A 13473-nucleotide genomic window follows, 5' to 3' on the forward strand; every position below is an offset into this window, starting at 1 on the left:
TGGTATCTCCCGAGGCAGATCGACAATGTCGCGTCTGTGGTTGAGATATGCTATGGACAAGTTGGTCTTTGTTGAAAGTCAGCCTGATGTGGCTCTGGATTCATTCAAGTGCTGAAATATCATTGAGCATATGAAATGAATGAGTTTGGTTGTCAGAACAGATTTCCGATTTGATTTTATACTTTTACGAACAATATGCCAGATTGGGAGAAATTATGACAGGTTCATTCTGGGCACTTCTGGATGCCCCTTCACGCTACAGGCTTCTTGTTTCCGGTCATGGTAAACCTCATCTGCTGGAGACGGCCAACCGGATAATCAACAGTGCGGAAGGCAGCCGGGACAAGGGCGCGCTTATTGATGTGGGCGTGGATATGTTCCTTGCGGCATGGGAAGCCAGCCCGCTGGACGGGCAACTGTCCTCAAACCTGCTGGCCATAAACCGGCAGCTTGAATTCCTGCCCGAAAGGCTGGTGCGGACTCTCTCTCTGGTCGCTTCAAACAGCTCAATTCCCGAAAATCTCGGCTACCTGCAAAGGCTGCTCAGCCGTGATGATAAGGACAAGCTGCTTGATTACCTGTCGCAGCAGACGGAACGGCATCCTGAAAATCTTTTCTGGCTTTCGCATCTGCTTGATCTGGCGTTTTTCCTCAGCCGCCATGAAGTTGCCAGTGCTGCCCTTGCCCGTGACTGGCCTTCAGCCATGAATCCGGTGCTGAACAAATATGCCGGGGACATAGCTTTCTGTTCCGGGGACTACGAACAGGCCGAATCCATTTATTCCGATACTTCCGAAGGTGCGCTCATTCCCGGAGAAAACCTGCTGCGCCTTGCCGAGGCCCTTGACCGGCAGGGCAGGCGTGAGGAGGCCATTGTGCTCTGGCGGGATCGCATGACCGCCCGCCCGTGGCAGGTCAACACCTGGTTCAAGGCCTATGACCGAATTTTGAAACCTGCGGGTGATCTTCTGCCCGGCAGGGTTGCGGTATGCCTCTACACGTACAACAAGGCCGCTGATTTCAATGAAACAATGAAACATCTGGCGGATTCTCCTCTCGATAACGTGCATATCTTTGCTCTGGATAACGGCAGCAGGGACAATACTGCACAGGTCATGAGGACATGGCAGGACAAGCTTGGGGATAAATTTACCCCTGTGGAACTGCCCATAAATATCGGTGCGCCTGCGGCGCGTAACTGGCTTAAGAACCTGACAGAAATTCAGCGTTTCGACTTTGTGGCCTATCTTGATGACGACGCGGTGGTTCCTGCGGACTGGCAGGAGCATTTCAGCGCGGCGGTGGAGGCCTATCCGGATGCCGGGGTCTGGGGCTGCAAGGTGGTCAACGACGGTCAGCAGGAAGTTATTCAGCACGCAGACCTGCATCTGCGCGAGACTCCTCCAGATTTTGAGGACAAGGTGCGTAGTTTCGAGTTCGCCTATCTGGACCCGTATAATCAGGATCTTGATTACGGGCAGTTTGATTTCTGCCGCCCATGCGTTTCTGTGACCGGCTGTTTCCATCTTTTCCGCAGGTCGGTACTTGCGGAGAGCGGGAATTTCGATCTGCGCTACGCCCCCACCCAGTATGATGACGTGGACCATGATTTCATGCTGGCCTCAGCTGGGAAGACAGCCGTATATCAGGGAAATCTGAAGGTGCTGCATAAGCGTAAGTCCGGTTCGGCAGCTGTCAGCAGCAGGGCTGCAAGAGGCAGCGGGGCCGGAAATGTTCTCAAGCTTGAATCCAAGTATTCGGCTGCAGAAATTTCAGCCATCATTGAGCGGGACATGCACAGGCTGGAAGACGACTTTACCGAGAAATCACTGAAACTGGGGCTGGTGATCAAGGACGTAGGGTAGATTCCGGTCCGGTTCCGAGGTAAGGAGTTGCGCTGGCCTGATGTCTGTGCCTGTCTGATAATTTCCAGTCACTGCGGACCGGGTTGGCGGATTGATATGTGAAGCCATCGGCTCTGACTTTTTGCCAAGCTCATTGTTATAGTGCGGATAGTCTGCTATCGTGTATCAAATTTCAAAAGGAGCCTGGTATGAAAAAATTATTTGTCGCCGCAGTATTTTGTTCTCTGTTGATGGTTGTTGCCGGGTGCGGCAGCAAGCACCATACAATCACCAAAACCGACGGTTCGACCGTGGTCAGTGTAGGTGAACCTGAATTTTCAAAGGATTCCAACACGTATACCTTTGAGAACCTTGATGGCGAAGAGATGACCATCAAGCGTGAGGATGTACAGGAAATTCGCGAGAATCAGAAATAATCATCCTGTATGACCCTGTTTTCTCCGGTCAGGAAAAAACAAATGAACAGCATGCATAACGGCCGCAATATCATGACAGATATTGCGGCCGTTATGTTCTATGTTGCATTTGAGTTATTAAACCGTGTGCTTTGTTATAGCAGGCTGAAAATATTTATGCCTATTTGTTGTTCAAGGCGGCGAAGCTCCCCATGTATCAATTCTATTGTTCCTGCATGGTGTTCATGAATTCATCCAGCTCGGTAGCCAGTAAAGCCAGATCGGATACCGCGCTGGCAACCATGTTCATTGATTCGGAAGTCTGCTGAGCGATCCTGTTTACGGAATCAATGGCAAGGGTGACTTCTTCGCTTGCAGCGGACTGTTCCTCTGCGGCGGTGGCGATTCCTTCCACCTGACTTGCGGTCTGGTGCGAAATTTCAAGAATCTGCTTCAATGCATCACCGGCCTCGTTGCAGAGTTCAGTCGCTCTGGCGATACTGTTCAGGGTATCCTCGGTGGCGCTGGTGCTCTTGCGTGAGCTGGATTGGATGGCCCCGATGTATTCGCCTACTTCCTTGGTTGCGAGCATTGTTTTTTCGGCCAGCTTGCGGATTTCATCAGCAACAACCGAGAAGCCGCGGCCTGCCTCACCTGCGCGGGCCGCTTCGATTGCGGCGTTCAGGGCCAGAAGGTTGGTCTGATCCGCAATATCTGAAATGACCTGCATTATGGTGTTGATGCCGTTGCTGTGGGTTTCAAGTGTACTCATTTCTCCCTTCAGGTTGCCGGCCTTGGAGTTTACTTCCTGCATTACGCCGATGACGTTCTCAACCAGCCCGGAACCGTCCTTGGCTGTATCCTGCGTCTGGCGGGCCATGCGTGCTGCATCGCTGGAGCTGCGCGAAACTTCAAGGATGGATGCATTCATCTCTTCCATGGCAGTCGCAACCTCTTCGGTTCTGGCGCGCTGGTCATGGATACCTGTGCTTGAATTGCGTACCTCGGAACTGATTTCTTCGGATGTCCCTGCCAGCTGCTCGGAAATCTTGCTTGCGTCCATGACCCCTCTGGCGATTTTCTCCTTCTGGGCGGTGATGAAGTCTTCCTTGAGCTTGATGTTCGTGAAATCCATGATGGTGGTGAATCCGCCAAGCAGGTTTCCGCGAGAATCGAATATAGGTGAAGAAGCGATGGATATGTATTTGGTTGTTCCCTTGCGTCCGTCAACCTGTGTCTTCACATATTGCTTTTCGCGGGTTGCAAGGCATTTTTCCGAGACGGTTTCCCGCTTCTCGCCGTAGAAGAAGGTCGAAAAATCTTTCCCGATATATTGGGTGTTAGGCACATCAAGTTCAATCAGGCGCACAATGCTGTCGTTCAGCCAGCGAATGGTGCCGTCCGGGTTGACTACAACCATGGGAGTCATGATGTTTGAAAGCATCGACTCACTCATGCCGACCCTTTCGTTCAGGATGTTGTTGAGAATTTCTATTTCAGCGGCCAGAAGACCAAGTTCGGACATATAATCGTGGTGGGGGACCGGGGCGTAGTCGCCGCCTGCAATGCGAACAACTTCGCTGGTAAGAACTTTTAGCGGGGAGATTATTTTCCGGTGAACCATGTAAGCCATGAGAATGATGGCAAAGACCGAAATACATACGATGATTCTGGCCGCAGGTTCATGGATGAAGTACAGGCTTGCTAGGAGTAGGGCTGCAATGATTGCGATGCTGGCGTAAAGGCGACCTGTCATGAATAACCCCCTGGTGTTTCTGGTAATTTTGATGAACAGGTATACAGCATGTTTAATGCCATATTGTTTTAGTTCATAAATTCAAATGGTTATGCATTTATGGATTCCACTTCAGCTCAATAACTTGAGTCAAATTGACACCTTAAGTCTGTTTTTAGTGTGGTTTATTTTTTTATCATTAAAATTTAGATGTTTACATGTGTGTCATAACGACTCGTAAACTTGAAGGTCGGAGAAAAAATGGGGAGGTCGGGCAACCTCCCTCTTATTTATTTTTCTGAAGTGAATTTTTCAAAAAATGGCCGGACAACTTTTAAGTCCGCTGCCGGGGCTTTCATCATGGCTTCTGCTGCACTCATGGCCGCCTGTATCTGCTGCTTCATTGCTTTTTTCTGTTCCTGGCTCATGCTCGGATCGGAATCAATCTGTGCAAGGGCTTCTTTCATTTCCGCGGCTCCAATTTCACTGTCAGCCTGTACTGCAAGGTAAGCCAGTGCCTTCATTACCCTTCCGGCTGTCTCGGGCCAGGTCTTCTCGTTGAAGCCGTGCTTTTCGATAATCTTCTTTGTTTCTGCGCTGTACTCGTAAATAAGGGTACATTCGTTGCTGAACATTTCAGGATCGAGGGAGTCAGCCTCAAGCTCTCCGGACTGCTCGCGTTCTTCATCCATCTGGTCGGTGTAGGTTTCAAGTTCTTCAAGGGCGGCCATGACCCTTTCCACCTGAGAGGACGTGAGCGGAGCGGACGCTTGAGCCGCAACTGCAAGGGCAAGGATCATACACAGGGAAGCAAGAATCTGTTTAAGCATATAACTCTCCATATCGTTTTATTACATGTATCAATTAAACTGCATACATTGAACAAATTGAATTTGTCCATGTAAATTTTATGTATTGCAGAAAGATAATCATGCAGCAGGTTGCTGCGCTGAATGAAAAGTGAAAGGCCCCGCTCAGATGAGCAGGGCCTTTCGGGATGGGATATGTATGGGAACTCTTATTTGATGAAGAGCATTTCTGAGTAGCTGGGCAGGCTCCAGAGGTCGTCTGCAACAACTACTTCGAGCTGGTCGGCGTATTTGCGTACTTCAAGCATTGCGGGCAGTGCTTTGTCGCAGAGGTATCTTGCTTCTACAGCAGCATCGCCGGAGGGCTTTTCAGCCATGATTTTTTCAAGGGCGATGTTGGAGGTCTGCAGGCCGCGCAGTTTTGCGGTTACATCTTCAAGGATTCCGGTGGTGAATTCCATGCCGATTTCTTTCATTGCAGCACAGGTTTCAGCCAGTTCCTTCTGGTAACGGATTGCACCGGGCAGGATGTGGGTCTTGGTCAGTTTGGCAACCAGAGCTGCTTCGGTAACGATGGTCTGGTTGTACTGTTCAAGATAGATTTCGGTACGGCTGTGGAGCTCTTCCTCGGTGAATACGCTGTACTTGGTGAACAGCTCGATAACTTCCGGAGAGGAAATTTCGGGAATTGCATCTGCGGAAGTGCGCAGGTTGGGGAGGCCGCGAACTTCTTCGGCTTCCTTGTGCCACTCGGAGGAGTAACCGTCGCCGTTGAAGACTACCAGGCCGTGTTTGTCCATGATGTCTTTAATGACTTTGTTTACTGCGTCGTTGAGCTTGGAATTGTCTCCGCCCATGAAGGCTTCCAGTTCGTCTGCGATGTAATCGAGGGATTCTGCAAGCATGGAGTTCAGAGCAACCTGAGGACCGGCGATGGAGGCGTTGGAGCCAACTGCGCGGAATTCGAAGCGGTTGCCGGTGAAGGCGAAGGGGCTGGTGCGGTTACGGTCACCGGCATCTCTGGGCAGCGGAGGCAGGGTGTCTACACCGGCTTTGAGGAATCCGGTGGAGGTGGGGGTGGGGGAACCGCCTTCCTGAATCTTGTTGAAGATTTCAGAAAGCTGTGCGCCAAGGTAAATGGACATGATAGCCGGGGGAGCTTCGTTGGCACCGAGGCGGTGGTCGTTGGAAGCGGTTGCAACAACTGCACGCAGGAGCTTGCTGTACTTGTGTACGGAGCGGATTACTGCGGCGCAGAAGATGAGGAACTGTGCGTTCTCATGGGGATTGTCGCCCGGATCGAACAGGGAACCGTGTCCGTTGCAGCTCAGGGAGTAGTTGAGGTGCTTACCGGAACCGTTGATTCCTGCGAAAGGTTTTTCGTGCAGCAGACAGGTCATGCCGTGTCTCTTGGCTACGCTCTTGAGGGTGGTCATGACCATCTGGTTGTGGTCGGTTGCGATGTTGGACTGTTCGTAAACAGGTGCGATTTCGAACTGGCCGGGAGCAACTTCGTTGTGACGGGTCTTGACCGGAACGCCGAGCTTGTAGAGTTCGTGCTCAACATCCATCATGAAGGAGAGTACGCGGCGGGGAACTGCACCGAAGTAGTGGTCGTCGAATTCCTGGCCCTTAGCGGGTTTTGCGCCGAAAAGGGTTCTGCCGGACATCATCAGGTCGGGACGGGCAAAGAAGAAGTTGCGGTCGATGAGGAAGTATTCCTGCTCGGGACCGGCGTTGGAAACAACGCGGTTGCCGGATTTGTCACCGAAAATTTTCAGGATGCGCTGTGCGGATTTGTTGACAGCCTGACCAGCTCTGAGCAGAGGGGTCTTCTTGTCGAGAGCCTCACCTTTCCAGGAGATGAATGCGGTGGGGATGCACAGGAACTTTCCGTTGGGGTTTTCAAGGATGTATGCGGGGCTGGTTACGTCCCATGCGGTGTAGCCACGAGCTTCGAAGGTTGCGCGAAGTCCGCCGTTGGGGAAGCTGGATGCATCGGGCTCGCCCTGAATGAGCAGCTTGCCTTCGAATTCTGCGATGCAGTTGCCTTTACCGTCGGGGGAGATGAAGCTGTCGTGCTTTTCTGCAGTAAGACCGGTCAGGGGATAGAAAACGTGGGTGTAATGGGTTGCGCCCTTTTCCATTGCCCATTCTTTCATTGCGTTAGCAACGGTATCGGCGATGGAGGGATCGATTGCAGCACCTTCTTCAATGGTTTTCTTAAGGGATTTATATACGGCCTTAGGAAGTCTTTCCTTCATCACTTTGTCGTTGAAGACATTGCAGCCGAAGAGTTCGGTAGGCTTGGTGTCGGCAAAGCTGAAGGAAGCTGCAGGTGCAGTGTAGTTGGTAACAGCAGCGATTGCACCCTGGCGGGAGAGGTTTGAACTCATGGTGAAAAAACTCCTTGAATCTGTTTTATTTGGTGATCTCCGTTGCTGCGGAGAATTAAGGGCTCAACAAACCTGAATCGACATAAGCATCTGGTGTGCCTAAGTTAGTATGTTCATAAAAAACAGCGCCTTAACCTACTGATGTAGTCCGGGTTTTGCGCGCTGGCTTACAAAAATGTAGAAACAAAAGTGTAGGCTCGCAGATTTTATGACATTAATGTAAAAGAGCAGAGTGTGTGGTTTAGGTGAAGTGGTTTTTATTACAATTGTGTGGTAAAAATTGGAAATGGCAGTGTTCTGATCTCTATAAAGTGCTACAAAAATGTTAATTTGCGGCAGGAGCCTTAAGTCCTGCGCTACTATCAACGAGGCTAAGTATACATTAATATATACACCTTGTCATCGGGAAAAAACTTTCTTCCCGATTTCTTTTTCGATTGAGTCGTTGTCGTCGAATACAGCCTGTCACTCTCAGTTAAGTCTGCGGGTATGTTTTGCTATTGCCGAAATACTTATGTAACAATTCGACAGTTATTGTTTCTCTAATGGTGTGTTTTGCGGTGTTTATTTGTAAAATATGTTTGAGAAAAACACTCGTATTATCCATCTGTTAACAAGTATTACGGAGTTGGCGGCATTAATAATCGCGTTTCTAAAAGTCTGAAATATTGAAATGTGAAGAAAAAACTGCTAAATATTTTAGGTTCTGTTAATAATTGATCGATTATTTTCCCAGTTGAGCGGTCAATCTTCATGGCTCCTGCCGTGAGGAATAATATTTAAAAATACTGATGTAGTCTGGAGGACTCATGAAAAAACTGCTGACACTCGTTGTTGCTGCAATGATCACTGCGGCCATGGTCGGATCTGCTTTTGCCGGTAAACTCACCGTTGCCTGTGACACCAGCTTCCCTCCTTTTGAATTCAAGGATCCCAAAACCGGTAAACACACCGGCTTTGACGTTGAACTCTGGGAAGCAATCGCCGGCAAGATCGGCCTCGAGTATGACCTGCAGCCCATGGACTTCAACGGCATCATTCCCGGTCTCCAGTCCAACCAGCTTGACGTTGGTATCGCCGGTATCACCATCAAGCCTGAACGTGCAAAGGTTGTTGATTTCTCTGACGGTTACTATAATTCCGGTCTGCTGATCCTCGTTAAGGACAGCGATAATTCTGTGAACGGTATTGAAGACCTTAAAGGCAAGATCATTGCCACCAAGCTGAACACAACTTCCGCTGAATTCGCTAAAACCGCAGACCCCAAAGAAGTTAAACTGTACCCCAACAGCGACGCAATGTTCATGGAGCTCATGACCGGCGGTGCTGATGCGGTTATCTTTGATTCCCCCGTTATCGGCGACTTCATGCGCAAGGCCGGAAAGGGTCAGGTTAAAGTCGTAGGTCCTCTTTACAACGGCCAGCAGTACGGCATCGCTTTCCCCAAGGGCAGCGATCTCGTTGCAAAGGTCAACGGCGCGCTCAAAGAACTGCGTGACGAAGGCAAGTACCGCGAACTCTACATCAAGTGGTTTGGTAGCGAGCCTAAATAAGCTTAATATCAAGAGTTAATCGAAGTTAACAACAGGGCGGCACCATGTGTCGCCCTGACTATTTTTCTAAGACAGGGGTCGTGATGGCATTTGAATTTGACTATACGGTGTTCTGGGAAACTTTCCCCATGCTGGTGCGTGGGCTGAAGCTTACCGTTGAAATCACCATCGGCGGTTTGTTGTTCGGGTTTGTGCTCGGTAGTTCGGCCGGGCTCATGAAGCTTGCCCGCTCATTTTTTGTTCGCAAGATTGCCGGGGTTTATGTTGAAGCCATCAGGGGCACGCCCATGCTCGTTCAGGCCATGTTCCTCTACTACGGTGTTCCCATGGCCATTGGTATGCGAATTCCCCCCATCACTGCCGGTATCATTATCATCGCTGTCAACTCAGGTGCCTATATTGCTGAAATCGTGCGTGGAGCAGTCCAGTCCATCAACCCCGGACAGGTAGAAGCCGGGCGTTCAATCGGCCTGACCCGTGCCCAGACCATGCGCTACATAGTCTGGCCCCAGGCTTTCAAACGCATGATTCCGCCCCTTGGAAACCAGTTCATCATCAGCCTCAAGGATACATCGCTGCTTATGGTTATCGGCGTAGGTGAGCTGATGAGGACCGGGCAGGAGATTACCTCCGTCAACTTCCGCGCATTCGAAGTCTACCTGGCCGTCGCTTTTGTATATCTGGCCATGACTCTCTCAATTTCCTACGCCATGCGCATGGTAGAAAACAAGCTCAACACCGCCCGGAGGTAATAACGTGATCCATATCAAGAACCTGCATAAAAGTTTCGGGCAGCTTGAAGTAATCAAGGGCATCGACCTGCACGTCAAGTCCGGCGAGGTGGTCTGTATCATCGGGCCTTCCGGGTCCGGTAAATCCACAGTGCTGCGCTGTATCAACAAGCTCGAAGTTCCCACTTCCGGAACCATCACCGTGGATGGGCACGACATCATGGACCCGAAGACCAACATCAACGGAGTCCGCGCCGAAGCCGGAATGGTCTTCCAGCAGTTCAACCTGTTCCCGCACATGTCCATCATTGAGAACGTGACTCTCGGCCCAGTAAAGGTCCGTAACATGTCCCGTTCCGATGCCGATGCGCTCGGACTCAAGCTGCTGGAGAAAGTCGGCCTTAAAGATAAGGCCCACAACTACCCGGATCAGCTTTCCGGCGGGCAGAAGCAGCGTGTCGCAATCGCCCGTTCTCTGGCGCTCCAACCCAAGGTTATCCTTTTCGACGAACCTACTTCCGCGCTCGACCCCGAGCTCGTTGGTGAAGTGCTCGAAGTAATGCAGCAGCTTGCCCGTGAAGGCATGACCATGGTTGTCGTAACCCACGAAATGGGCTTTGCAAAGGAAGTCGCAGACAGGCTTATCTTCATCGATCAGGGGATTATACAGGAAGAGGGCGTTCCCGCTGAAGTGTTCGCCAATCCCAAGAATCCGCGTCTTAAAGACTTTCTCGGCAAAGTCGTGTCGCATATCTGATGCCTCCGGTGTCCCTCCGGGGGCCAGAGAAACTTTTTTAGCGTGGCTTCGCCTATAGCTCGGTAAACCTGCTTTTTAAAACAAAATCCCCAACGATCTTTACTGGTCGCAGGGGATTTTGTTTTTGAGGATGTTTAACAGTCGAGTTATTTTGATTTTATTTTATGATTTAAGATCAGTTATGGTCTGAATTTATGTTTGTTTTATGGATTTTAGCTCTGTGTTTTTGAGCTGAAACTGTAAAAAATAGTTGCGGGTTTCTGCCTGTTTTTCATCTCGTTACCAGCCTCGCAAGGCCTCCGGAGGCCTCACCAATTACATGGCCTGTTCAACAAGATCCGCGCGTTTTTCCATTTGCACGGCCAGGTCATTAAGCAGTTTGCATCCTGCGAGTATTGATTCGATTCTTTTTTCATTATCTTTTGTGCGCCTGAAAACCCACTTTGCGATGTAGAATAAATCGTTGGGACTGTCGCACGGCCCGGAACAGAACGCTTTGATCTTTTCAGTCACGCCGACTTTGATTTTTTCGCGCACGGTAATTGCGTCTTTGAGCACCTGACCGGAATGAGCGGCTTTATTTCGGGCATTGACCGAGTTGGAATTCTGGGACTGGCTCAGGTCGGCCTGAAAAACTCCATTGGCGATGTCAACCCGTTTTTCAGCCTTGAAGTATCCGTCAAGGGCCTGCAGCAGATCCCGGTTCTCGGCAATAGCGGTCAGTACTGCTGCTGCGTGGCGCAACGGCAGTGCGCTTGCGCGGAACATTTCGGCCCGCTGTGCCGTGGTCAGCTCGCGCAGTTCGAATGTTGCTCCCTCAACGAACTTGCGTTCGGCGATTATCCCCTTTTCTTCTACCAGGTCGAGCAGGGTTTTGCTGTCTGTTTCATACAGGCGTGCAAGGGTTCCCGGTGAGAGCACTTCGGCCCAGATGTTCTGGCGTGCTGTGTCGAGCGATTGCGCTTCAGGCATCAACCCGCGCAGGTTGAGTCCGAAATGGGTGTTTATGCCTTTGAAGCTGGCAGTGCTGAATCCTTTTGCCGGATTGTGCGGCAGTGATCCTGCTGGCTGGTAGCTGTCGGCAATATAGGCTGCGAGGCTGTCCATGAAGACTTCGGTAACGATGGTTGCCCTGATTTCTTCCAGTGTTTTGACGATCGGGCCTTTGGACTCTTCTCCCGGAGTTGTCTGGTTGGTACCGGGCTCACTGGTTTTCTCCTCGGCAGCGGGCTGGCCTGCAGCCTGCGGGGTCTCAGTCGTTGCAGGCAGGCTGTTGTTGCCCTGAGCGGTCTGGGCGGGTTTTGTCAGCTGATCGCCGGATTTTACGATTTTTCCGGATATGGGTTGTTTGCCGCTGGAACCGTTTTCATGCACCCATGCAGGGGGGGCAACTTCCGTATCCGGCTGTCCGCCGATGTCTTTTTTTATGAAATAGAGCAGGGCAGCAGCGGATATGACAAATACCGCTGCAAAAATCAGTACGGGGATTTTAAACTTTTTCATTTACAGCTCCGTGGTTCTACCAGTGGCGGTTCCAGGCAAATTTTATTGAGTTGGTCGGGCAGCATATCCCCGAAGCCGGGTTCACTGCCGCAAGGTATACTGCACCTTTGGCGGCCTGTCTGGTGATGCGTCTCATTTTGGAATAAAGCTCCAGCTGTTCCACCATTTCCGGTACCGGGAGTTCCCCGGAACCTCCTGCCGTAAGCAGCCTCGCCTTCAGGTCGTGATAAGCTGATAACATGTCATTGATCATGTTGTCGATTTGACAGAACTCCTCAGAGCATGGATTTTCGGCAATATTCAGGACTCCGATACAGGAATTTATGAAAACGGTGATCATATCCGCATCGTCTCCAAGGGCTGACCTGTTCGGTCTTAGATTTTTCCTGTCCAGCGACTCGGAAAGGGCTCCGGCAGTGCGAAAATATTGAAGCACGCGCAAAGCCGTAGCGATCTGGGCCGCCTGTGACGTGGATAGGGGGACTGCCTGAAGTTTAATGCAGAATGCGCGTGATGCTTCGATGAGGCTGTCCTGAGCTTCCTTGTCTTCTGCAAAGGCTCCGTAGTTGAAACTCGAGTGCAGGCCGTTGCGTACGATTGTACGGGTCAGTTCCCCGATACGCCGCATTTCAAGGGTAAGAGCCTCAATGGCCAGCGCGGGTGTTCCCACTACGTTGCTGTCCAGATAGCGTGGGCGGCCCTTGTCGCTGATGGTGGTGGAGAACCGGGAATCGATGAATGAAACCAGCCTGTCGGTGAAGGGCCATAGAATGATGACCCCAAGTATGTTGAAAATAGTGTGGAACATGGCCAGAACAACGGCCGGTTCCACGGGAGCCCCGGCCGCCTGCAGGGAGAACTGGATTCCCTTGATGATGATCGGAAGCAGCAGCAGGGCGGCCAGTGCTGTGATTATGTTGAATATGATGTGTCCGGTGGCGACTTTCTTGGCGTTTACCGTGGCTCCGATCACCGCCAGTGCCGCAGTGGAGGTTGTGCCGATGTTGGTCCCGATTACCGCTGCCGCGCCCTGGGTTACATCCAGAAGGCCGCTTACTGTGGCGGTCAGCACCAGCGCCATGGCTGCACTGGAACTCTGCATTAGCAGGGTCAGTATTAGCCCGATCCCGATGAAAACAGGGATGGATATGGTCCCCATGCTTGCAAAGGCAGACAGGTCGAGGGTGGATTCGATGCCCTTGAAGGCCGTCTGCAGGGTGGATATGCCCATGAGGAAAAGGCCGAAACCGGCAAAGGAGTCTCCGAGGAAGGCACGCCGGGAATTACCGCCGGTCAGCCGGAGCAGTGATCCCAGTGCGACCATGGGCAGCGCAAAGTTTTTCATGTTCACGCTGAAGCCTACTGCGGCCACAATCCAGCCGGTGACTGTGGTTCCTATGTTGCTTCCGTAGATTATGCCTATGGACTGGGCGAGGGTGATGAGACCCGCGTTTACGAATCCGATCACCGCAACAGTGACCGCACTTGACGACTGGACCAGGGCGGTGATCATAAAGCCGGAGAAAAGCCCGCGCGCAGGAGTCTTGGTCCATTCGCCGAGAATTCTTTTCAATGAGTTTCCAGCAGCCTGCTTAAGCCCGGTTGTCATCAGCCGCATGCCGATTAGGAACAGTCCAAGCCCCCCGAAAAGGGACGCAAAAATATCGAAGTGCATGTCAGTCCGTTTCTGTGTGTTGAAATTTAAGGGAATATTTATCCTGATAATTCC

Annotated in this window: 10 protein-coding genes; 5 read left to right on the forward strand and 5 right to left on the reverse strand. The window is 51.2% G+C overall.

What is annotated here, in order from left to right:
• Positions 1-215 precede the first annotated feature (215 nt).
• Both N7E73_RS15285 and N7E73_RS15290 read left to right on the forward strand, forming a co-directional pair.
• Entirely contained in the window at positions 216-1865 is a 1650-nt protein-coding gene (locus N7E73_RS15285; RefSeq protein WP_432735768.1) for a glycosyltransferase, read from the forward strand.
• A 188-nt stretch (positions 1866-2053) separates the two neighbouring features.
• Positions 2054-2281 carry a YgdI/YgdR family lipoprotein gene (locus tag N7E73_RS15290; RefSeq protein ID WP_432735769.1) on the forward strand — a complete coding sequence of 76 codons (228 nt, stop codon included), beginning with the start codon at positions 2054-2056 and terminating at the stop codon, positions 2279-2281.
• Positions 2282-2483: 202 nt separating this feature from the next.
• Here the strand turns inward: N7E73_RS15290 and N7E73_RS15295 are convergent, their stop codons facing one another.
• The 3 genes from N7E73_RS15295 to N7E73_RS15305 all read right to left on the reverse strand — a co-directional run bounded on the left by N7E73_RS15295 (position 2484) and on the right by N7E73_RS15305 (position 7200).
• Positions 2484-4016: a methyl-accepting chemotaxis protein gene (locus N7E73_RS15295; protein ID WP_432735770.1), complete on the reverse strand. Its 1533-nt coding sequence runs from the start codon at positions 4014-4016 to the stop codon at positions 2484-2486.
• A gap of 269 nt (positions 4017-4285) precedes the next feature.
• On the reverse strand, positions 4286-4825 hold the full coding sequence (locus N7E73_RS15300) for a hypothetical protein (RefSeq protein WP_432735771.1): 540 nt from the start codon (positions 4823-4825) through the stop codon (positions 4286-4288).
• Between the two features lie 188 nt (positions 4826-5013).
• Entirely contained in the window at positions 5014-7200 is a 2187-nt protein-coding gene (locus tag N7E73_RS15305) for a glutamine synthetase III (protein WP_432735773.1), read from the reverse strand.
• 809 nt (positions 7201-8009) lie between these two features.
• Here N7E73_RS15305 and glnH point away from each other — a divergent pair.
• The 3 genes from glnH (at position 8010) to N7E73_RS15320 (ending at position 10241) form a co-directional block, all read left to right on the forward strand.
• Complete coding sequence (glnH, locus tag N7E73_RS15310; protein WP_432735774.1) at positions 8010-8753, forward strand: glutamine ABC transporter substrate-binding protein GlnH; 744 nt, start codon at positions 8010-8012, stop codon at positions 8751-8753.
• Between the two features lie 83 nt (positions 8754-8836).
• A complete protein-coding gene (locus N7E73_RS15315; protein WP_432735775.1) occupies positions 8837-9505 on the forward strand; it encodes an amino acid ABC transporter permease in 669 nt (222 codons plus the stop codon).
• A gap of 4 nt (positions 9506-9509) precedes the next feature.
• Complete coding sequence (locus tag N7E73_RS15320) at positions 9510-10241, forward strand: amino acid ABC transporter ATP-binding protein (protein ID WP_432735776.1); 732 nt, start codon at positions 9510-9512, stop codon at positions 10239-10241.
• 315 nt (positions 10242-10556) lie between these two features.
• On the opposite strand, the gene N7E73_RS15325 is transcribed toward N7E73_RS15320, so the two are convergent.
• Both N7E73_RS15325 and N7E73_RS15330 read right to left on the reverse strand, forming a co-directional pair.
• Positions 10557-11744, reverse strand: a complete 1188-nt coding sequence (locus N7E73_RS15325) for a hypothetical protein (protein ID WP_432735777.1) — start codon at positions 11742-11744, stop codon at positions 10557-10559.
• 16 nt (positions 11745-11760) lie between these two features.
• On the reverse strand, positions 11761-13419 hold the full coding sequence (locus N7E73_RS15330; protein ID WP_432735778.1) for a Na/Pi cotransporter family protein: 1659 nt from the start codon (positions 13417-13419) through the stop codon (positions 11761-11763).
• Between the last annotated feature and the right edge of the window lie 54 nt (positions 13420-13473).

Source organism: Maridesulfovibrio sp. FT414 (assembly GCF_050916235.1).
In the GTDB taxonomy this organism is placed as follows: Bacteria; Desulfobacterota; Desulfovibrionia; order Desulfovibrionales; family Desulfovibrionaceae; genus Maridesulfovibrio.

Excerpts from the sequence above, each read along its gene's own strand:
- N7E73_RS15285 (WP_432735768.1), top strand. The coding sequence starts at position 216 with ATGACAGGTTCATTCTGGGCACTTCTGGATGCCCCTTCACGCTACAGG.
- N7E73_RS15290 (WP_432735769.1), top strand. The coding sequence starts at position 2,054 with ATGAAAAAATTATTTGTCGCCGCAGTATTTTGTTCTCTGTTGATGGTT.
- N7E73_RS15295 (WP_432735770.1), bottom strand. The coding sequence starts at position 4,016 with ATGACAGGTCGCCTTTACGCCAGCATCGCAATCATTGCAGCCCTACTC.
- N7E73_RS15300 (WP_432735771.1), bottom strand. The coding sequence starts at position 4,825 with ATGCTTAAACAGATTCTTGCTTCCCTGTGTATGATCCTTGCCCTTGCA.
- N7E73_RS15305 (WP_432735773.1), bottom strand. The coding sequence starts at position 7,200 with ATGAGTTCAAACCTCTCCCGCCAGGGTGCAATCGCTGCTGTTACCAAC.
- glnH (WP_432735774.1), top strand. The coding sequence starts at position 8,010 with ATGAAAAAACTGCTGACACTCGTTGTTGCTGCAATGATCACTGCGGCC.
- N7E73_RS15315 (WP_432735775.1), top strand. The coding sequence starts at position 8,837 with ATGGCATTTGAATTTGACTATACGGTGTTCTGGGAAACTTTCCCCATG.
- N7E73_RS15325 (WP_432735777.1), bottom strand. The coding sequence starts at position 11,744 with ATGAAAAAGTTTAAAATCCCCGTACTGATTTTTGCAGCGGTATTTGTC.
- N7E73_RS15330 (WP_432735778.1), bottom strand. The coding sequence starts at position 13,419 with ATGCACTTCGATATTTTTGCGTCCCTTTTCGGGGGGCTTGGACTGTTC.